The 19,727-nt window shown below is 42.9% G+C and carries 18 protein-coding genes; 7 read left to right on the forward strand and 11 right to left on the reverse strand.

All coding sequences use genetic code 11. The features are described 5' to 3' along the window. Positions 1-16: 16 nt before the first annotated feature. The 8 genes from hpf to uvrA form a co-directional block, all read right to left on the reverse strand. A complete protein-coding gene (gene hpf, locus CFR83_RS05340; protein ID WP_088812916.1) occupies positions 17-343 on the reverse strand; it encodes a ribosome hibernation-promoting factor, HPF/YfiA family in 327 nt (108 codons plus the stop codon). Between the two features lie 14 nt (positions 344-357). After that, positions 358-1,731, reverse strand: a complete 1,374-nt coding sequence (rpoN, locus tag CFR83_RS05345) for an RNA polymerase factor sigma-54 (protein ID WP_088812918.1) — start codon at positions 1,729-1,731, stop codon at positions 358-360. A 67-nt stretch (positions 1,732-1,798) separates the two neighbouring features. Continuing rightward, positions 1,799-2,545 (reverse strand): LPS export ABC transporter ATP-binding protein, encoded by a 747-nt coding sequence (lptB, locus tag CFR83_RS05350; RefSeq protein ID WP_088812919.1) that lies wholly within the window; start codon positions 2,543-2,545, stop codon positions 1,799-1,801. Then, positions 2,542-3,084 (reverse strand): lipopolysaccharide transport periplasmic protein LptA, encoded by a 543-nt coding sequence (gene lptA, locus CFR83_RS05355; protein ID WP_088812921.1) that lies wholly within the window; start codon positions 3,082-3,084, stop codon positions 2,542-2,544. The genes lptB and lptA overlap by 4 nt, the downstream gene beginning before the upstream one ends. After that, positions 3,081-3,683: an LPS export ABC transporter periplasmic protein LptC gene (lptC, locus tag CFR83_RS05360; RefSeq protein WP_165765052.1), complete on the reverse strand. Its 603-nt coding sequence runs from the start codon at positions 3,681-3,683 to the stop codon at positions 3,081-3,083. The genes lptA and lptC overlap by 4 nt, the downstream gene beginning before the upstream one ends. Before the next feature lie 11 nt (positions 3,684-3,694). Next, complete coding sequence (locus CFR83_RS05365) at positions 3,695-4,264, reverse strand: KdsC family phosphatase (protein WP_088812924.1); 570 nt, start codon at positions 4,262-4,264, stop codon at positions 3,695-3,697. A gap of 1 nt (position 4,265) precedes the next feature. Next, a complete protein-coding gene (locus CFR83_RS05370; RefSeq protein ID WP_088812926.1) occupies positions 4,266-5,267 on the reverse strand; it encodes a KpsF/GutQ family sugar-phosphate isomerase in 1,002 nt (333 codons plus the stop codon). A 23-nt stretch (positions 5,268-5,290) separates the two neighbouring features. Further along, on the reverse strand, positions 5,291-8,146 hold the full coding sequence (gene uvrA, locus CFR83_RS05375) for an excinuclease ABC subunit UvrA (protein ID WP_088812928.1): 2,856 nt from the start codon (positions 8,144-8,146) through the stop codon (positions 5,291-5,293). A gap of 39 nt (positions 8,147-8,185) precedes the next feature. Between uvrA and CFR83_RS05380 the strand changes: the two genes are divergently transcribed. After that, a complete protein-coding gene (locus CFR83_RS05380) occupies positions 8,186-9,352 on the forward strand; it encodes an MFS transporter (RefSeq protein WP_088812930.1) in 1,167 nt (388 codons plus the stop codon). Positions 9,353-9,422: 70 nt separating this feature from the next. Continuing rightward, positions 9,423-9,863: a single-stranded DNA-binding protein gene (gene ssb, locus CFR83_RS05385; RefSeq protein WP_088812932.1), complete on the forward strand. Its 441-nt coding sequence runs from the start codon at positions 9,423-9,425 to the stop codon at positions 9,861-9,863. 3 nt (positions 9,864-9,866) lie between these two features. Here ssb and queF read toward each other — a convergent pair whose 3' ends face one another. From queF to ilvA, 3 genes are read right to left on the reverse strand one after another with little or no spacing between them, the layout of a single operon-like run. Further along, positions 9,867-10,700 (reverse strand): NADPH-dependent 7-cyano-7-deazaguanine reductase QueF, encoded by an 834-nt coding sequence (gene queF / locus CFR83_RS05390; RefSeq protein ID WP_088812934.1) that lies wholly within the window; start codon positions 10,698-10,700, stop codon positions 9,867-9,869. Between the two features lie 2 nt (positions 10,701-10,702). Beyond that, on the reverse strand, positions 10,703-11,617 hold the full coding sequence (locus tag CFR83_RS05395; protein WP_088812935.1) for a 5'-nucleotidase: 915 nt from the start codon (positions 11,615-11,617) through the stop codon (positions 10,703-10,705). A gap of 2 nt (positions 11,618-11,619) precedes the next feature. Further along, positions 11,620-13,140: a threonine ammonia-lyase, biosynthetic gene (gene ilvA / locus CFR83_RS05400; RefSeq protein WP_088812937.1), complete on the reverse strand. Its 1,521-nt coding sequence runs from the start codon at positions 13,138-13,140 to the stop codon at positions 11,620-11,622. Positions 13,141-13,180: 40 nt separating this feature from the next. Here ilvA and CFR83_RS05405 point away from each other — a divergent pair, with 40 nt between their 5' ends. The 5 genes from CFR83_RS05405 to CFR83_RS05425 all read left to right on the forward strand — a co-directional run bounded on the left by CFR83_RS05405 (position 13,181) and on the right by CFR83_RS05425 (position 19,715). Continuing rightward, positions 13,181-13,684 (forward strand): YqaA family protein, encoded by a 504-nt coding sequence (locus CFR83_RS05405; protein ID WP_088812939.1) that lies wholly within the window; start codon positions 13,181-13,183, stop codon positions 13,682-13,684. A 95-nt stretch (positions 13,685-13,779) separates the two neighbouring features. Next, on the forward strand, positions 13,780-17,616 hold the full coding sequence (locus CFR83_RS05410; protein WP_088812941.1) for a DUF3683 domain-containing protein: 3,837 nt from the start codon (positions 13,780-13,782) through the stop codon (positions 17,614-17,616). A gap of 5 nt (positions 17,617-17,621) precedes the next feature. After that, positions 17,622-18,020, forward strand: coding sequence for a gamma-butyrobetaine hydroxylase family protein (locus CFR83_RS05415; RefSeq protein WP_088812942.1), 399 nt, complete (start codon positions 17,622-17,624; stop codon positions 18,018-18,020). A gap of 6 nt (positions 18,021-18,026) precedes the next feature. Next, positions 18,027-18,770 carry a bifunctional demethylmenaquinone methyltransferase/2-methoxy-6-polyprenyl-1,4-benzoquinol methylase UbiE gene (ubiE, locus tag CFR83_RS05420; RefSeq protein ID WP_088812944.1) on the forward strand — a complete coding sequence of 248 codons (744 nt, stop codon included), beginning with the start codon at positions 18,027-18,029 and terminating at the stop codon, positions 18,768-18,770. A 36-nt stretch (positions 18,771-18,806) separates the two neighbouring features. Then, positions 18,807-19,715, forward strand: coding sequence for a Tim44 domain-containing protein (locus CFR83_RS05425; protein ID WP_088812946.1), 909 nt, complete (start codon positions 18,807-18,809; stop codon positions 19,713-19,715). Positions 19,716-19,727 lie beyond the last annotated feature (12 nt).

Here is a 19,727-nt window from a genome sequence, read left to right on the forward strand (position 1 = left end):
GCCTTGGCCTATTTAATCAAGTGTTTTTAATCGTTTGATGGTGATGATTTTGAACTTTTTCTTTATGTTTGATGATTTGGCGATCTAATTTGTCTACCACTAGGTCCATAGCGTGGTACATGTCGGCATGATGAGCCTCAGCAAAAATGTCTTTACCTTTGAGATGAATAGTAATTTCTGCGTGATTTCGCAATTCCTTCTCTTTTTCATTATTAATTGCAAGAATCGCCGAAACCGTTTGAACTTGATCAAAATGGCTTAGTACGCGCGCAAGCTTATCTTCTAGGTGTGAGCGCATGGCTGGGGTGATTTCTACATGATGACTTGTGATTTTTAAATTCATGTTTTTTCCCTTTTTTATTTCCTACGCAAATGAACAGCAGGGATGCGTAGGGATTCCCTGTATTTGGCGATGGTTCTTCTGGCAACGACAAAACTTTTTTGTGCCAAAAGATCGACAATTTGTGTGTCTGATAAAGGTTTAAGAGGGTTTTCTTCTTCAACTAATTGCTTAATAAGGGCTCGAATAGCAGTTGAGGAAACTGACCCACCGCTGTCTGTGCTTACTTGACTGCCGAAGAAATATTTAAACTCGAAGCACCCCATTGGAGTTGCCATGTATTTTTGAGTGGTGACTCGCGAGACTGTAGATTCATGCATGCCAATGGTGTCTGCAATTTCTCGCAAAACCAGCGGTCGCATGGCTATTTCGCCATGATTGAAGAAATTTTGCTGCCTATCCACGATAGCTCTTGCCACTTTTAAGATGGTTTCACTTCTTTGTAGCACATTTTTAACCAACCATCTAGCCTCTTGTAGTTTTTGGTTAATACCCTCTATGCCGTCTCGACCTTTATTTTCTCTGATGACTTTTGCATATTCTTCGTGAATGCTAATTCGAGGTGTTGCATCAGGGTTACTCACCGCCACCCAAACCCCGTTATTTTTTTTAATAATGACATCTGGAATCAGTGTGCTATCGACTGCTTCATTGAATTCTTCAATGGGGTTATGTCTTAAGCTTTTGATTAAAGAGACCGCAGATTCAAGCTCCGCATCAGAAATTTTGAGAATTTTCTTTAGTCTGGACCAGTCTCTGGTTGCCATGATTTCCAAATAGTCTTGGCAAATAGTGTGCGCAACTTGCCAAGACTTATTTGATTGATCAGCGTCTTTGAAATTTTCTAATTGAAGTTTTAGGCATTCCGCTAAGTCTCTTGCACCGATGCCTGGTGGGTCAAGATGCTGAAGTCTCGATAGTGCACGTTTGGTTTGTTCTAGCTCGCTGCCATCCTCCAAGTCTATGTATGGGGACAATTCTTCGGCCAATTCCTCTAAGCTTGTACCAAGATAACCTCTGTCATCTAGGTTGCCAGCTAGTAAACCTACCAATGCCTTCTCTTGATCAGAAATTCTTAGGACTCTTATTTGTCCTAGCAAGTGATCTAACAATGTTTCCGGAGCTTTTATTTTTGCAAAGCGATCATCCTCTTCATCCCATTCAGCATGATTTCTTGGTGAGCTAATACTCAAGTGTGATAACTGAGATATGGGATCTGTGGGAGCGGTTGATGATTCTGATTGGTATTCAATCAGTGGGTTTTGCTCTGCAGCCTGAATTAATTCTTGTTCTAACTCAATTGCTGACAATTGCAACAGCTTGATTGATTGCTGCAGCTGGGGGGTCAGTGTTAGGTTTTGTGAGAACCTTAAATTGAGAGAAGTCTTCATGATGCAGCCATTTTAGACTGCTAATCATAGATTGGTATGAATTTTGCTTATTAAATATTGATCAAAATCACATTCTGAAGTTTTCGCCCAAATACACTTTTCGAACGGCCTCATTTCCAATAATTGATTCAGGCTTGCCAGATGCTAAGACCTTGCCTTCACTAATGATGTAGGCGTGATCACAAATGCCTAAGGTTTCTCGAACATTGTGGTCTGTGATTAAGACGCCAATTTGACGGTCTTTAAGAAAACGAACAATTCTTTGAATTTCACCAACTGCGATTGGGTCAACACCTGCGAATGGCTCATCGAGCAAAATAAACTTTGGCTCAGATGCAAGCGCTCTGGCAATTTCAACGCGTCTACGCTCGCCACCAGATAAAGACATGGCAGGATTACTGCGTAGGTGGGATATTTGTAATTCTTGTAATAAAGAATCTAAACGTCTTTGAATTTCATTTTTAGAGAGAGGTTGACCATTCTCTTCTTGTAGCTCTAGTACTGCTTGAATGTTTTCCTCAACGTTTAGCTTTCTAAATACCGATGCCTCTTGTGGTAAATACGACAAGCCCAGCTTGGCTCTCTCATGAATTGGTAGGTGGGTAATAGTTTGGTTATTTAGTGTGATCTCGCCACCATCTAAAGGAACAAGGCCAACAATCATGTAAAAAGAAGTTGTCTTACCTGCGCCATTGGGTCCGAGTAGTCCAACCACTTCACCACTTTTAACCTCAATACCAACATCTCTAACAACAGTGCGTGCACCATATTTTTTTTGCAAGCCAAAAGCTGTTAAAACGGATTGTGAGCTCATTGTGAGATGTTCCTTGAAGATTCTTTTCTGCGCGGAGATAAAGTTGATTTAACTAGTTTCTCAGAGAGGGCATTATATTTTTCTGTTTGGCCATCGTAATGAATGCGATCACCATTCACTTGGTCTGATACTTTTGTGCCGCTTAGTTGACTCATTTTAGCTTTGCCCACTAAAACAGCTGTTTCGGATTTGGCGTCATACTGAATCCAGTCAGCTTGACCTTCAATGTACTCATCTAAGCCAGTGTCACGCCTTTGTCTTAGAGTGGCTATGCCACCTTGTTTAGCAAAAATGGTGGCTAATTGATAACCTTCTGGATCAATTTTGACGTGTGCTTTTTCGCCTCGAATAATGAGAGTGCCTTTAATTAGAAGAACATTATTCTCTAGGTGATAAATTTGATTGACGTCATCAAATTGAGCCTTGTCCGAGCTGAGCGCTATGGGCTTATCTTTATCAGCTTTTTCGGCGTGGACATGGGTGATGCTGGTGATTGCTACCATCATGAATAAAGCTTTTAGTGCGAATAAAAATTTCATCTGCTACCGCCAGCATTCTCAGATTCAATACGTCCCTTAACTTGTCCAATCATGGTGAGCTTTTGTTGAACATTGTCAAAGATGGCACCTTCTTGTGAGGTCATCACTGATAAACCTTGCTCTAAGACCACTGGTAACGTTGTTTTAACAATGTCCTCATTCATTAGAACTGTAAATTTATTGGAGCTCATTAGTAAGCGAGCACTGCCTACTTGAGTTGCGGTGGCCACTTGTGCAGGTCTTGTTAGATTTGCGTTGCCAACCATATCCAACACCGTCATATCGCCATTCAAAAAACCTTTATCAGAGCGCACCGTGATGGGTGGCTTGGTAGCATGAAAACGTCTGGCGATGGGCTGGAAGATTTCTGAGCTTGCGTCATCCTCATAATGAATGAGCCGTTGTCCGACAACGCGATATAGGGCGTTACCCTGTGGGCCAAGAGTTGTTACAACAATACCATCCATGATGTAATCAGGCACATGTCTTTTCCCTTTGATGATTTCAATATCTGGGGTGTTGATTTGAACTAGCCAGTATGTGCCGAGCGTTAGTAGACCCATTAAGAAAATGGGTAAAAACTTAAGCGCTGATGCCATCAGTCTCATATTTATAAAGACTCTTGAAGTAACCGCTCGTAATTATTTTGTGCCTTCAAGATTAGGTCACATAACTCTCTAACGGCTCCGTGACCACCAATTTTTTGTGTGATGTAGTGAGTACGTTTCTTTACTTCGTCGTGTGCTTGATTTGGGCAAACGGCTAGATGAACTTTTGGCAGGATCGATAAATCTGGCCAATCATCACCCATTGCAGCAGTTTCTGATAGCTGATGACCAGTTTTCTTCAATAAAAGTTGAAGGGCTTCATACTTATTGCTAACACCCATTTGTACTTCTTTGATGCCGAGTTCCTTGGCTCTACCTTCGACCATGCCAGACGATCTACCAGTGATAATCGCAACAGTAACGCCTGTTGATTGAAGTAGTTTGATACCGTGCCCATCCAAGCTATCAAATGTTTTTAGGAACTCTTTTCCATCTGACCCAACAAGTAGACTTCCATCTGTAAGTACACCATCAACATCAAGAACAAGTAATTTGATGTTGGCAGCTCTCTCAATGGCTTGTGGATGATTTGTGAGAGGGTTGGTTACCATTGGATTAAATGCATTTGTCATATTAAATAACCTGGGCCGCAAAAAGATCATGCAAGTTAAGCGCGCCTAGTAGACGATGTTGGCCATCGACGACAACTAATTGGTTAATGCGGTGGCGCTCCATCATTTCAACAGCTTCAGCTGCTAATAAATCAGGTGAAATTGTTCTGGGGTTTGCAGTCATGGCAGCTTTAAGGGAAGTATTCTGGAACTGAATATTTTTCTCGATTAAGCGACGCAAGTCACCATCTGTAAAAATACCTAAAACTTTATTTTCATCATCTGTCACAACAGTCATGCCCATTCGTTTTGCTGTGATTTCTAATAGGGCATCTGTGATGCTGGCATTGATATTAATTTTGGGAGCTTCTGAGCCACTTCTCATGACATCTCTGACATGAGTGAGCAATTTTCTACCTAAGCTGCCACCAGGGTGCGATCTTGCAAAGTCTTCTGGTTTGAATCCTCTAGCATCAAGAAGAGCCACAGCTAATGCGTCGCCCATGGCTAGTGCGGCAGTTGTACTGGCCGTTGGGGCCAAGTTAAGTGGGCATGCTTCTTTTTCAACAGCTACATTGAGGTGCGAGTCAGCTAGTACTGCCAAAGATGAATTTGGATTGCCAGTGAGAGCAATTAGTTTGGCCCCAGTGCGTTTAATGATTGGAACAATAGCTGTTAACTCACTTGTTTCACCAGAGTTTGAGAAAGCTACAAATACATCATGTTGTGTAACCATGCCCAAATCGCCATGACTTGCTTCTGCTGGATGTACAAAAAATGCCGGTGACCCAGTAGATGCAAAAGTTGCAGCAATTTTTCTGCCAATGTGACCAGATTTACCAATTCCTGAAACCACTACGCGACCAGTGCAGGCTAATAAAATTTCAATCGCGTGAGCAAATTGCTCAGCATTCTGATTGGTTAGATTTTTCTGCAGGGTTAGTATGGCCTCGCCTTCAATAGCTAAAGTTTCTCTAGCAAGGTCAATGGCTCTTTGTCTTTGCAGGTCGGTTTGCTTGTTCATAACAGAAGTATATGTCTTTGGCCTTATTTCAATAAGGGGGCTAAGTACTTGCCGGTATAACTTTTTGCTACTTTAGCAACATTTTCGGGGGTTCCTACGGCAATAATTTCGCCACCACCACCACCGCCTTCAGGGCCTAAATCAATAATCCAGTCAGCCGTCTTAATTACATCGAGGTTGTGCTCGATGATGACAATTGTATTCCCATGCTTTTTCAGGGTGTGTATTACTTTTAAAAGCAGTTGAATATCGTGGAAATGTAGTCCAGTGGTGGGCTCGTCAAGAATGTATAAGGTCCTACCTGTGTCACGTTTAGATAGCTCAAGTGATAGCTTGACACGTTGAGCCTCTCCGCCAGATAAGGTAGTTGCACTTTGACCTAGCTTGACATAACCAAGACCAACATCAAGAAGTGTTTTTAGCTTTCTCTTGACAGTAGGAACGGCATCAAAAAACTCGTGCGCCTGCTCGATTGTCATGGATAAAACTTCGTGAATATTTTTGCCTTTATAGCGAATATCTAATGTTTCACGGTTGTATCGTTTACCGTGACATACATCACAAGGAACGTAAACATCAGGCAAGAAATGCATTTCAACTTTTAGAACGCCATCACCTTCACAGGTTTCGCATCTGCCACCACGAACGTTAAATGAGAATCTGCCAGCCTCATAGCCTCTTTCTCTAGCTGCAGGTACCCCAGCAAATAACTCTCTAATTGGAGTAAACAATCCTGTGTATGTTGCAGGATTGGATCTTGGTGTTCTACCAATCGGTGATTGATCAACGTTAATTACCTTATCAAAATGCTCTAAGCCCTGAATTTCTTTGTGTTCAGCAGGTTCTGCATTTGAGCCGTAAAGATGCTGAGCAACAGCATGATGAAGTGTGTCATTGATTAAGGTTGATTTGCCTGAGCCTGATACACCTGTGACGCAGGTTAATAAACCTAGAGGAATTTCAACGTCAACATTTTTTAAATTGTTACCAGTGGCACCAATAATTTTTAAGTTTTTATCGCCAATGGGAGTGCGATTTTTAGGTACTGCGATTGATTCTTTGCCAGACAGGTATGCGCCCGTTAGTGATGTGGGGTGTCCCTGAATTTCTTTTGGCGTACCTTGGGCAATAATCTTTCCACCATGCTCCCCAGCACCTGGACCAATATCAATCACATGATCTGAGGCGCGAATCATGTCTTCATCATGTTCAACAACTAAAACAGAGTTACCTAAATCTCTCAAATGTTTGAGTGTGCCAATGAGGCGATCATTATCGCGTTGATGTAGACCAATAGAAGGTTCATCAAGAACATACATGACGCCAGTTAATCCTGAACCAATTTGTGATGCCAATCTAATACGCTGGGCCTCGCCACCTGACAGCGTATCTGCACTTCTGTCCAAGGATAAATAATCAAGCCCAACGTCATTTAAGAAACTTAGGCGGGAACTGATTTCTGAAATAATTTTTCCAGCAATTTCCTTTTTTGCACCTTTTAGTTCTAGTGTCTTGAAATAGGTGAGGGCTTTGCCGAGTGGGAGATTGCTAATTTCATAAATGGCACGAGACTGGGAGCCATCACCCACTTTGACGTTTCTTGCCTCTGTTCTCAGACGTGTACCTTCGCATGTTGGGCAAGGTTTATTGTTTTGGTATTTGGCTAACTCTTCTCTAACGGTTGCTGAATCTGTCTCTTTGTAGCGTCTTTCAAAATTTGCAACAATGCCTTCAAAGGCATGCTCGCGCACAATGACTTTGCCCTTTTCATTGAGATATTCGAATGGAATATCTTGATTGCCTGAACCAAAAAGAATTAAGTCTTGAGCTTTCTTGGGCAGTTCTTCAAAAGGCGTTTCTAAATCAAAATTGGCATGTTTTGCTAAGTTTTGTAGGAGCCTAAAGTAAAACTGATTACGACGATCCCATCCCTTGATTGCGCCTGATGCCAGAGATAGTTCTGGGTGTGCAACAACTCGTTTTGGGTCAAAGAAAGTAATGTGACCTAAGCCATCACAACTTGGGCAAGCGCCCATTGGGTTGTTAAATGAGAACAATCTTGGCTCAAGTTCTTGCAGTGAGTATGAGCAAACAGGGCATGCAAATTTGCTGGAGAAGAGTTGCTCTTCGTTTGAATCCATCTCTAGCGCAATAGCTCTGCCATCTGCAAGTCTTAACGCTGTTTCAAATGATTCAGCTAAGCGTTGTTGTATATCCGCCTTAACTTTGATGCGATCAATCACAACATCAATGGAATGCTTTTCATTCTTTTTTAATTTTGGTAAATCGTCTACTTCATATATTTTTGCGGTGGCATGTTGTGCGGTGCCGCCACCTGAGCGAACTCTAAAACGTACAAATCCCTGGGCTTGAAGATCTTCAAATAGGTCAACGTGCTCACCTTTTCGCTCACTCACCACCGGAGCCAAAATCATCAGCTTTGTATCTTCTGGTTTTGCCATAACGGTATCAACCATTTGAGATACGCTTTGAGCTTCTAGAGGTAAATGGTGCTCTGGGCAGTGGGGTGTACCAGCTCGTGCAAAAAGTAATCTTAAATAGTCATGGATTTCTGTGACGGTACCCACAGTTGATCGCGGGTTGTGACTTGTTGCTTTTTGTTCAATAGATATTGCGGGCGATAAACCTTCAATAGAGTCAACATCAGGTTTTTCCATAAGTTGTAAAAACTGTCTGGCGTAGGCGGAAAGTGACTCAACGTAGCGACGTTGACCTTCCGCGTACAAGGTATCAAAAGCTAAAGAGCTTTTGCCTGATCCAGATAGCCCAGTTATGACCACCAATTGATCTCTTGGGATATCTAGGTTGATGCTTTTTAGGTTGTGGGTGCGTGCACCCCTAATTTTTATCGTATCCATGATTTTTCTTTGCGTAACCAGTTAATATAGCTCTTCTTTATGGAAAAATCAGAACTTCGCGCATCTTTGGCTTTAGCCGGCATTTTTGCCCTACGCATGTTGGGCCTTTTTTTAATCTTGCCGGTATTTAGTATTCACGCCAAATCCTTGTCTGGCGGGGATCAGGCCCTTTTAGTAGGTTTGGCTTTAGGCATCTATGGCTTTGTGCAGGCTTGCTTACATATACCTCTTGGCATGCTGTCAGATAAATACGGTCGTCGCCCTGTTGTGGTTCTTGGCTTGGCATTGTTTGTCTTGGGCGCCTTTATTGCGGCTAGCCATGACGACTTAGTTTGGATAACAGTTGGTAGGGCGATTCAAGGGGCGGGTGCAATTTCTGCTGCTGTAACAGCATGGTTGGCTGATTTAACTAGGGAAGAGACTAGAACTCGAGCTATGGCGATGGTGGGAGGCAGTATTGCGCTTACTTTCGCGCTGTCCTTGGTTGTGGCCTCTCCTTTGCATGAATCAATAGGTTTGGATGGTATGTTCAATGTCATGGCTTTTTTAGGTATTGGAGCCTTGTTAATAGCCTTATTCGTGGTGCCAGAGCAAAGCAAGTTAAGTCAAACACCTTTTACAGCAAAGTTTTCAGAAGTTTTCTTTAACAAAGATCTTTTGCGTCTTAATGTGGGCGTACTGGTCTTACACGCCGCGCAAATTGCTCTATTTTTAACTTTACCTAGGTTGTTGGCTCGAGCTGATCTACCTTTATCTGCGCATTGGCAACTGTATTTACCTGCTGTTTTAATCTCTTTTGCGTTCATGGCTCCAATCATCATGATGAGTGAGAAGCGTAAACGTATGAAGCCGGCATTTATTTTGGGTATTACTGCCATGTTAGTGGCCCAATTAATGATGGCTAATTTTGTTGGTTTACCTGGATTGGCTTTAGCGGTACTGGTTTACTTTATTGGATTTAATATTCTTGAAGCCATGCAACCATCACTAGTTTCTAGGTGGGCTAGTCATGCAAAAGGTACGGCTTTGGGTATTTACAACACCACTCAATCAACTGGTTTATTTTTAGGCGGTCTCTTGGGCGGTTGGCTATTACAGAATTGGGGTGAGGCATCAGTTTTTTATGCCTGTTCAGCCATGATTTTTGCCTGGCTTATAATTGCTTCATCTATGAGAGAGTTGCCTCAAAAACCTATTCAAGGTTGAGTTTGGGGATCTAACATAGATACAAATGATTTAATTTCGGTACAACAAATTTTTTCTTCGGGAGACAAAGATGGCATCAGTAAATAAAGTAATTATTGTGGGTAATGTTGGCCGTGATCCAGAAACTCGTCGCCTACCAAGTGGTGATGCAGTAACAAATATTTCAATTGCAACTACAGATCGTTATCGCGATAAGCAATCTGGCGAGATGCGTGAAAACACAGAATGGCACAGAGTTGCATTCTTTGGCAAAGTGGCCGAGGTTGCAGAGAAGTATTTGAAAAAAGGTTCTCAGGTGTATGTTGAAGGTCGCTTACGCACACGCAAGTGGACAGATCAAAGTGGTCAAGAAAAATACTCTACTGAAATTGTTGCCGAAACAATGCAAATGTTAGGTGGTCGTGCACCAGGCTCTTCAGATGGTGGCTCACCATCAATGGCAGCGCCTAAATCCTCTGCGCCAATGAGTAGTCCTAGTCTTGGTGATATAGACGACGATATTCCGTTTTAATTTCTATTGACGTGAGTGGCGCTTGTTATCAGGCCACTCTGCGTTGTAATCAGCTCTGAATGGGTTGATGTCAATGCCGCCTCTGCGAGTGTATCGGGCATAAACCGATAGTTTGTTAGGGCGGCATTTGTTTTTAATGTCGATGAATATTTTTTCTACGCAATGCTCATGAAACTCTTGATGCTCTCTGAAGGCGAGCAAGTAACGTAGTAAACCCTCTTCATTAATCGTGGGGCCTACGTAGTTAATTTGTACGCTGGCCCAGTCTGGTTGACCAGTGACTGGGCAGTTTGAGCGAAGTAGGTGAGTTACCAAAGTTTCTTCTACTAAACCTAAGCTTGGGTCGGAGCTTAGTAAATCTGATGTTGGTTTTTGCGAAGGATTAATTTCAAGATCTAATCGATCTAAAAGTTTTCCTGGGAGCTCTTTCATCCCGCCAGCGCTCTGAGATTCTGGGCTGTGGAGTTGCACTGTAACTGTGGCGCCAGCTGCCTTTGATAAATCTTTTCGTAGCGTGTCAATTAATTCATCGTTAGAGTGAAAGCGATGATTGTTTAAGCTGTTTAGATAAAGTTTCCAAGATTTTGATTCGATGATATTAGGTGAGTTGGCTGGCACCATAAATGTGGCAATTGCCAGTTGAGGTTTGCCTTTGGCATTCAACCAACTTAATTCATAAGCATTCCAAATATCAACGCCAAAAAAAGGTAATGATTGAGATTGGATACCTAGCTTGGCTCGATTTTCATCTCTACTAATTGGAAACAGTAAATCTGGGCTGTATTGGTTCGGATTTTCTGAGTTTTTACCCAGTGGAGCGTGCTCTAAATGACTCATGATTATTTTTTAATTTGATTGGCAATGCCAGATAGAACCTGACCCGTTGGGGCAACATCTGAAGCTAATTCGCAGTGCCCTAATTGGTCATCAAAAAAGAAATCGGGTTGGAATTCTTTTAAAAAATCTTTTTTCGCTAAGCCACCTAGAAACATGGCTTCATCCACTGTCACGCCCCATGCCATCAAAGTCCTAATTGCTCTTTCGTGCGCGGGTGCAGATCGTGCAGTTACCAGCGCTGTTCTAATTCGCATCGGGCGATTATCTTGTTTCGTGGCGTTCTGGAGGCGATGCAAAGCCTCTAACAATGGCTTGAATGGGCCTGGCGGAAGAGGTATTTCAACCTTTTTGCTTTCATGTGCCACAAAAGCATCTAGTCCTTTACTTTGAAAGACTTGCTCAGCCTCATCAGAAAACAACACGGCATCTCCGTCAAAGGCAATACGAATCTCATCAGGATTGGACTCTGCAATTTGCTTACTTTGAGGAAAAACCATTGCCGCAGGAAAGCCGGCATCAAGGGTTGCTCGCACATCATCTGCATTTGCAGACAAGAATAGATTGGCTTGTAATGATTTAAGGTAGTGATAGGGAGGTCTGCCGCGAGTGAATACTCCACGCTCGATAGCTAATCCCACACTTTTTGCAGATCTAAAAACTCTCAGACCACTCACTGGGTCATTTCTTGAAAGAATGACCACTTCAACCATTTGCTGTTTACCTTGGTTAAAGCCAAGTAACTTTTTTACTAGCGGATACGCAACACCTGGTTTGGCGGCTTGATCGATACGCTCAAGTTGCAATTGCATGTAAGCGCTGTCATCTGTGGCTTCAAAAATTTGATTTTCTTCTTCGAAGTTAAAAAGGGCCCTCGATGAGATGGCTACAACAAGTTTTCCATCTAATGAGAAGGCCATTTTTAAGCTAGGAAAAGTTTGTAGGCAGGGTTATCACTTTCGTCCCAATGAGGATAACCAAGACCTGCTAGGAATTTTTTCAGCTCTTTTTTATCGCTACTTGGAACTTGAATGCCCACCAAAATTCGACCATAGTCGGCGCCATGATTCCGGTAATGAAACAAGCTGATATTCCAGTTTGGAGCCATGCTCGTTAGGAACTTCATCAGCGCCCCAGGTTTTTCTGGGAATTCAAAGCGGTAAAGTAATTCATTTTTTGCAAGCGTTGATCGACCGCCAACCATATGACGCAGATGAGATTTAGCTAATTCATCGTGCGTCAAATCAATTGTGTCAAAACCAGATTTTTTGAAAGACCTTGCTATTTGTGTGCTGTCAGTCGCTTTTTGTGTGGCAATGCCTACAAAGATGTGTGCTTTATCAGAGTCGGCAATCCGGTAGTTAAATTCTGTGACGTTTCTGTCGCCTAACAATTCGCAAAAGCGCCTGAAAGAACCTCTTTGTTCTGGAATGGTCACAGCAAAAACTGCTTCCTTAGCCTCGCCAACTTCTGCGCGCTCAGCAACGAATCTTAAGCGGTTGAAATTGATATTTGCTCCACAAGCAACCGCTACCAAGGTTTTATCTTTGCATTTCTCGCGTTCGACATAAGATTTCAGGCCTGCAAGCGCAAGGGCGCCGGCGGGTTCTAAAATGCTTCTAGTGTCAGTAAAGACGTCATTAATCGCGGCGCATATTGCATCCGTATCAACGGTAATGATTTCATCAACAACCTCTTGGCATAACCTGAACGTTTCTTTGCCAACAAGTTTGACTGCTGTACCGTCAGAAAATAGGCCAACATCTTTTAGTTCAACTCTTTTGCCTGCTTCTAAAGATTTTTTCATGGCATCGGAGTCAACTGTTTGCACGCCAATAACTTTAATATCGGGGCGAACAGCTTTGATGTATGCGCCAACACCAGCAACAAGACCGCCTCCTCCTATTGCTAGGAAGATGGCATCAATAGGTTCTTGATGTTGTTGTAGTACTTCCATCGCAATCGTGCCCTGACCTGCGATGACATCTGGATCATCAAATGGGTGAACAAACGTAAGGTGATGTTTTTTCTCAAGTGCTAAAGCATGTTGATAGGCATCGCTGTAAGACTCGCCGTGAAGCACAATTTCTACAGAGTTACCGCCTCTAGATCTTACGGCATCAATTTTTACTTGTGGCGTGGTCGTAGGCATCACAATGATGGCCTTGCAACCCAATTTGGCAGCCGAAAGAGCTACGCCTTGAGCGTGATTACCTGCTGAGGCTGCAATTACTCCACGTTTTAAATCAGCTGAACCAAGGTGCGCCATTTTGTTATAGGCGCCTCTGAGCTTGAATGAAAACACTGGTTGGTTATCTTCGCGCTTGAGTAAGACCTTATTTTTGATTCGAGCTGATAAGTGTGAGGCAAGCTCAAGCTCGGTTTCCCGAGCAACGTCATATACCTTAGCGGTTAGAATTTTTCTTAAATAATCTTTTGGCATCCTGTGAGCGTATCACGTCATCAGCCTAAAATGACCAAACATGGAAAGCAATTTACATAATTTTTTAGTTTGGCTCTCGTTACCTATTGTTGGGTTACCAGCAGTATTTACGGTTTCATTTGTATCAGCAACCTTGTTGCCGATGGGCTCTGAACCTGTTTTATTTGGCTATCTAAGGCTCAATCCCGATATGTTTTGGGTGGCAATATTAGTTGCCACAGTTGGTAATACTTTGGGGGGGATGTTGGACTGGCTGATGGGCTTTGGGGCTAGTAAAGCTCATGAGAAGTTATTAGGCCCCAAAGAGCATAAGTTATTGAAATGGTTCGAGAAATTAGGCCCCCAAGCCCTGCTTTTGTCTTGGTTACCAATAGTGGGTGATCCATTGTGCGCTGTGGCAGGTTGGCTGAGGTTGCCATGGGTGCCTTGCTTAATTTACATGGCTATTGGTAAGTTTTTGCGTTATCTCACCATGACGTATGCATTGTTGATGGTGCCGGATGGCTTTTGGAGTGCTATTGGGCAATGGTTGGGCCTAATTTGATCGCCGCAATACGGGCATGTTTTAAAGGGTTATTCAAGAATGAGACGACTAGGCTCATAGTCCTTTAAAATAGCGTTTTAGTTAAAGCCAGTGATATGAACGCACCTTTGCCCCTGAATAGCTTTGCTGAGCATGCCCAAAATGCTCCGCGTTTGCGTGAAATTCCCTATAACTACACATCTTTCTCAGATAGAGAGATTGTTATTCGTTTGTTGGGTGAGCAAGCATGGCAAATCTTAGATGAATTAAGGTCAGGTCGTAAAACAGGTCGATCAGCCAGAATGCTTTACGAGGTCTTGGGTGATATTTGGGTTGTGCAACGCAATCCTTATTTACAAGATGACTTACTGGATAACCCACATCGTCGCAAACAATTGATTGAGGCGTTGCATCACCGCCTAAGAGAAGTTCAAAAGCGTATGACAACTGACTTGGCTGACAAAGTCGGTAAGTTGGTAAGTAGTGCAAAAGATGCTGTTGAATTTTTCAATGCTGAATTTGATCGTGTTGCTGTTTTACGCAAGCGAGTAAAAAAAGTATTGGGTAAATACACTGCCACAGACAACATTGCATATGACGGTCTGGCGCGCGTTTCTCATGTGACAGATGCCACTGACTGGCGCGTTGAGTATCCATTTGTGGTTTTAACACCTGACTCAGAGGACGAAATACCTGGTTTGGTTAAGGGGTGTATCGAATTAGGTTTGACGATTATTCCTCGTGGAGGTGGTACTGGTTATACGGGTGGCGCTGTGCCACTCTCGCCGATGTCAGCTGTCATTAATACTGAAAAGCTAGAGACACTGGGCTCTGTTGAGATGCTGCGTTTGCCGGGCTTGGATCATGAAGTTGCCACTATTTACTCTGGCGCAGGGGTCGTGACAAAAAGAGTTTCTGACGCTGCTGATAAGTCTGGAAACGTATTTGCTGTAGATCCAACTTCTGCTGAAGCTAGTTGCATTGGCGGAAACATTGCCATGAATGCTGGTGGTAAGAAAGCTGTGTTGTGGGGAACTGCTTTAGATAACCTAGCATCATGGAGAATGGTTGATCCAGAAGGTAACTGGTTGGATGTTGAGCGTATTGGTCACAATATGGGCAAGATTCATGATGTTGACTTTGCAACATTCAAATTAACTTGGTCAGATGGTCTTTATGCCCCAGGTCTTCGAGTTATCAAAACTGAGGAATTAAGGATTGAGGGTAAACGTTTCCGTAAGGAAGGTTTAGGAAAAGACGTTACAGATAAGTTCTTGGCTGGTCTGCCTGGTGTTCAAAAGGAAGGTTGTGACGGTCTAATTACAAGTGCGAGGTGGGTACTGCATCGCATGCCTAAGCAAATACGAACTGTTTGCTTAGAGTTTTTTGGTCAAGCTAGAGATGCTATTCCAAGCATTGTTGAAGTAAAGGCTTATTTAGATCAACAAACCAAGCAGGGTGGAGCAATTCTTGCAGGCTTAGAACACTTAGATGAGCGCTATCTGAAGGCTGTTGGTTACGCCACAAAATCAAAACGTAATGTTTTGCCAAAAATGGTATTGATTGGCGACATTGTTGGTGATGATGAAAATGCTGTGGCAACAGCCGCAAGCGAAGTGATTCGTTTGGCCAATACAAGAGTGGGCGAAGGTTTTGTTGCGGTTAGCCCAGAGGCGCGCAAAAAATTCTGGTTAGATCGATCAAGAACCGCTGCTATTGCTAAGCATACAAACGCATTCAAGGTGAACGAAGACGTTGTGATTCCTTTGGATCGAATGGGTGAGTACACCGATGGTATTGAGTTAATCAATATTGAGTTGTCGTTAAAAAACAAGCTACAACTATTAAATGAGCTTGAAAGCTTTTTTAGACAAGGTAATCTGCCTTTAGGAAAGTCTGATGATGGTCACGACATACCTGAGGCTGAAATGCTTGAGGGACGTGTTTCACAAGCATTGCAATTGATTGACACGGTTCGTAGTGAATGGTCTGAGTGGGCTGGAAATATCAATCAGCATTTTTCTGGCTTACAAGATAGAAGCTTGCGGGCGTCATGGAAATTAGAGGTTAGAGCTGAGCTGAGAAAAATTTTTAGTGGCGCCTCATTTGAGCCTATCCTAAAAGAATGTGAAGCAATTCATAAACGAGTGTTGCGTAGCCGAGTTTTTGTTGCATTACATATGCACGCTGGTGATGGAAACGTGCACACCAACATACCGGTGAACTCTGATAACTACGACATGTTGCAAGACGCGCATCAAGCTGTTGATCGCATCATGAAGTTAGCTAGATCTTTGAATGGCGTCATTTCTGGTGAGCATGGTATTGGTATTACTAAGCTTGAGTACCTAACTGAATCTGAAATTAAAGACTTTAGATCTTACAAATTGAAAGTAGACCCAGAGGGTCGTTTCAATAAGGGTAAGTTAATGCCTGGTGCTGACTTAAGAAATGCCTACACGCCAAGCTTTGGTTTGATGGGTCATGAGTCTTTGATCATGCAGCAAAGTGATATTGGCAATATTGCATCTAGCGTTAAAGATTGTTTACGCTGCGGTAAATGCAAGCCAGTATGTGCTACACACGTTCCTCGCGCTAATTTGCTTTACAGCCCACGTAACAAGATTTTGGCCACATCATTATTAGTAGAGGCTTTCTTGTATGAGGAGCAAACAAGACGTGGCGTTTCAGTGAAACATTGGGAGGCGTTTGATGATGTGGCAGCGCATTGCACTGTTTGTCATAAGTGCGTGACTCCATGCCCGGTCAAAATTGATTTTGGTGACGTTACCATGAATATGCGCAACTTGTTGCGCAAGATGGGTCAAAAGCGTTTTAACCCAGGTGCGTCTGCAGCCATGTTCTTCCTGAATGCAACTAATCCAGAGACGATTCAATTAACACGTAAGTTAATGATTGACTGGGGTTACAAGGCTCAAAGGTTGGCTCACGATTTCTTGAAAAAGTTTGCTAAGGCTCAGACTGCTAAGCCGCGTGCAACAGTGGGTAAGCCACCGTTACAAGAACAGGTCATACATTTTGTAAATAAAAAGATGCCTGGCAACTTGCCTAAGAAAACAGCGCGTGCTTTGTTAGATATTGAGAACTCTGACATTGTTCCGATTATCCGTAATCCTCAAACAACTTCGGTAGATACGGAAGCGGTTTTTTATTTCCCAGGTTGTGGATCTGAGAGATTATTTTCACAGGTTGGTTTAGCGACGCAAGCGATGTTGTGGCATGCGGGTGTTCAAACAGTATTGCCACCGGGTTACTTGTGTTGTGGTTACCCTCAGCGTGGTTCTGGTGATTTTGATAAGGCCGATAAGATCATTACTGATAATCGAGTGCTTTTCCATCGTATGGCTAACACTCTAAATTATTTGGATATAAAAACCGTTGTGGTTTCTTGTGGCACATGTTACGACCAGTTATCTGGTTATGAATTTGACAAGATCTTCCCGGGTTGCAGGATTGTTGATATTCATGAGTTCTTGCTAGAAAAGGGCATAAAGTTAGAAGGTGCTAAAGGTGTTAGATACATGTATCACGACCCTTGTCATAGCCCAATGAAATTACAAGACCCGCTCAAAACAGTGAATAGTCTTGTGACAGCTGAAGATGGCACGGTTATTTCAAAAAATGATCGATGCTGTGGTGAGTCTGGCACGTTGGCAGTTACTCGATCAGACATATCTACGCAAATTCGTTTCCGTAAAGAAATCGAGATGCGCAAGGGTGCGGCTGATTTAAGAAGCAACTTTGACGGAGAGGTAAAAGTTTTAACAAGTTGCCCTTCATGTTTGCAGGGCTTGTCTCGATATAACGACGACTCTGAAACCAAGGCTGATTACATTGTTGTAGAGATGGCTAATCACTTGTTGGGTGAGGATTGGATGGCCAATTACGTGAAGAGTGCTAATCAAGGCGGTATCGAAAGGGTATTGGTTTAAAAGCTATGTCAAATAAAGCCCCATTGCCACAAAATATTGTGGTTCATCAACAATCGAAAGTTCTAGAGTTGGTATATGGCGCGGATATTTATAAATTGCCATTTGAGTTTTTGAGAGTATGGTCGCCATCTGCTGAAGTTCGTGGACATAGCGTTGGACAAGAGACTTTGCAAACTGGCAAAAGAGATGTGTTGATTAATAACATTGAGCAGGTAGGACACTATGCAATTAAGCCTGTCTTTTCTGATGGGCATGACTCAGGCATTTACTCATGGGAATATCTTTATGAAATGTGCCAAAACTATGAGGCTATGTGGCAAGACTATCTGGGTCGATTAGAAAAAGAAGGCGTTGATAGAGATGCGCCTATGACCAAAGATGCTGGTCACTCATGTGGACACTAATCAGATATGGCTCAAACACACTTTGGATATAAAACAGTTGATGAAACTGAAAAGGCTAGCAAGGTTGCCGAGGTTTTTCATTCTGTAGCTAACAAGTACGACATCATGAATGACTTGATGTCGGGTGGATTGCATCGAGTTTGGAAGCATTTCACTATTAGTAAAGCAGCGGTTAAATCAGGGCAAAAAGTTTTAGATATCGCTGGTGGCACGGGTGACCTGTCCTTGAGTTTTGCTAAACAAGTTGGATTGGAGCGAGAAACTGGCGGTCAAGTGTGGTTGACTGATATCAACGCGTCAATGCTCGGGTTTGGCCGTAATCGTCTTTTGGACAAGGGCTACCACTTGCCCTGCGCTCAGGTGGATGCAGAACAAATTCCTTTTCCATCGAACTACTTTGACTTAACAACAGTAGCGTTTGGGCTTCGCAACATGACCCATAAAGATGTCGCACTTAAAGAAATGTTGCGTGTGATTAAGCCTGGTGGAAAAGTCATGGTTTTGGAGTTCTCAAAACCAGTTGAGGCTCTCAAGCCAATTTATGATGCATATTCATTCAAGATTTTGCCGTGGCTTGGTGAGAAGGTGGCGGGTGATGCAGATAGTTATCGATATCTTGCTGAGTCAATCCGTATGCATCCAGATCAAGAGACTTTAAAAACCATGATGGAAAGTGTGGGTTTTGATAAGGTTGAATATCATTCATTAACAGGTGGTATTGTTGCTCTTCACATTGGTTATAAGTATTAATTGATTGTTTGCTTCATTTCAATAAAGAGGTTAAAGATGGTTTTGAAGAAAAGTTTTGTGTGTTTAGTTCTCTCTTCTTTTGTTTTAGCTGGCACATCATTCAATGCTGATGCTAAACGTTTGGGGGGTTCTAAGAGCATGGGTAAGCAGTCTCAAAGCGTGACCCAGAAGCAACAAGCTGCGCCAGCCCAACCGGCAGCTCCTGCAGTAGCGCCTGCACCTGCAGCAAAGCCAGCTCCTGCTGCGCCCGCAGCGCAACCTAAAAAAGGTTTTGGTATGGCTGGTATTTTGGGTGGTTTAGCAGCTGGCCTTGGACTTGGTTGGTTGTTGTCACACTTTGGTTTGGGTGAAGCGGCAGCTTCATTCTTCATGGGCTTGTTAGTTGTTTTGCTTGTGGTGATGGTGGGTGCTTGGTTGTTTAGACGTTTTTCTGGCAATCAAGCGACCTATAAGACGAGTCCTGCTGGAGGACCAGCATGGGATTCTAATGATCGCTTTGATCGACAAGAACCTACATCGTCTGGTTCAGCTACTGTTAGTGCTCCTTCAACAGCCCCTGAAATCGATCCTGCTATTAAAAACTTTGATCAAGAGTCCTTCTTGATTAATGCAAAGAAACATTTCGTTCATTTACAAGATGCTTGGGATCAGGGTGATTTAGCAAAATTAAAAGAATTTGCCACCGCTGAGATGTTTGAAGAATTGAGGCAGGATTTAGAAGCGAGAGCTACGTTACAAAACCGCACAGAGGTATTAACATTAGAAGCTGATTTACTAGGTATTGAGTCAAGCTCTGATGTTTACATGGCAAGTGTGCGTTTCTCAGGGATGATTCGTGAGCAGTCTGATGGTCCTGCAGAATCATTTGTAGAAGTGTGGAATTTAATCAAGCCTGTTAATGGCCAAGGTGGGTGGGTGTTAGCGGGTATACAACAGTTGGTTTAATCTGAACGCAAT

Source organism: Polynucleobacter victoriensis (assembly GCF_900187875.1).
Classification (GTDB): domain Bacteria; phylum Pseudomonadota; class Gammaproteobacteria; order Burkholderiales; family Burkholderiaceae; genus Polynucleobacter; species Polynucleobacter victoriensis.

Coding starts and splice junctions, on each gene's coding strand:
- hpf (WP_088812916.1), bottom strand. CDS start 343: ATGAATTTAAAAATCACAAGTCATCATGTAGAAATCACCCCAGCCATG.
- rpoN (WP_088812918.1), bottom strand. CDS start 1,731: ATGAAGACTTCTCTCAATTTAAGGTTCTCACAAAACCTAACACTGACC.
- lptB (WP_088812919.1), bottom strand. CDS start 2,545: ATGAGCTCACAATCCGTTTTAACAGCTTTTGGCTTGCAAAAAAAATAT.
- lptA (WP_088812921.1), bottom strand. CDS start 3,084: ATGAAATTTTTATTCGCACTAAAAGCTTTATTCATGATGGTAGCAATC.
- lptC (WP_165765052.1), bottom strand. CDS start 3,683: ATGGCATCAGCGCTTAAGTTTTTACCCATTTTCTTAATGGGTCTACTA.
- CFR83_RS05365 (WP_088812924.1), bottom strand. CDS start 4,264: ATGACAAATGCATTTAATCCAATGGTAACCAACCCTCTCACAAATCAT.
- CFR83_RS05370 (WP_088812926.1), bottom strand. CDS start 5,267: ATGAACAAGCAAACCGACCTGCAAAGACAAAGAGCCATTGACCTTGCT.
- uvrA (WP_088812928.1), bottom strand. CDS start 8,146: ATGGATACGATAAAAATTAGGGGTGCACGCACCCACAACCTAAAAAGC.
- CFR83_RS05380 (WP_088812930.1), top strand. CDS start 8,186: ATGGAAAAATCAGAACTTCGCGCATCTTTGGCTTTAGCCGGCATTTTT.
- ssb (WP_088812932.1), top strand. CDS start 9,423: ATGGCATCAGTAAATAAAGTAATTATTGTGGGTAATGTTGGCCGTGAT.
- queF (WP_088812934.1), bottom strand. CDS start 10,700: ATGAGTCATTTAGAGCACGCTCCACTGGGTAAAAACTCAGAAAATCCG.
- CFR83_RS05395 (WP_088812935.1), bottom strand. CDS start 11,617: ATGGCCTTCTCATTAGATGGAAAACTTGTTGTAGCCATCTCATCGAGG.
- ilvA (WP_088812937.1), bottom strand. CDS start 13,140: ATGCCAAAAGATTATTTAAGAAAAATTCTAACCGCTAAGGTATATGAC.
- CFR83_RS05405 (WP_088812939.1), top strand. CDS start 13,181: ATGGAAAGCAATTTACATAATTTTTTAGTTTGGCTCTCGTTACCTATT.
- CFR83_RS05410 (WP_088812941.1), top strand. CDS start 13,780: ATGAACGCACCTTTGCCCCTGAATAGCTTTGCTGAGCATGCCCAAAAT.
- CFR83_RS05415 (WP_088812942.1), top strand. CDS start 17,622: ATGTCAAATAAAGCCCCATTGCCACAAAATATTGTGGTTCATCAACAA.
- ubiE (WP_088812944.1), top strand. CDS start 18,027: ATGGCTCAAACACACTTTGGATATAAAACAGTTGATGAAACTGAAAAG.
- CFR83_RS05425 (WP_088812946.1), top strand. CDS start 18,807: ATGGTTTTGAAGAAAAGTTTTGTGTGTTTAGTTCTCTCTTCTTTTGTT.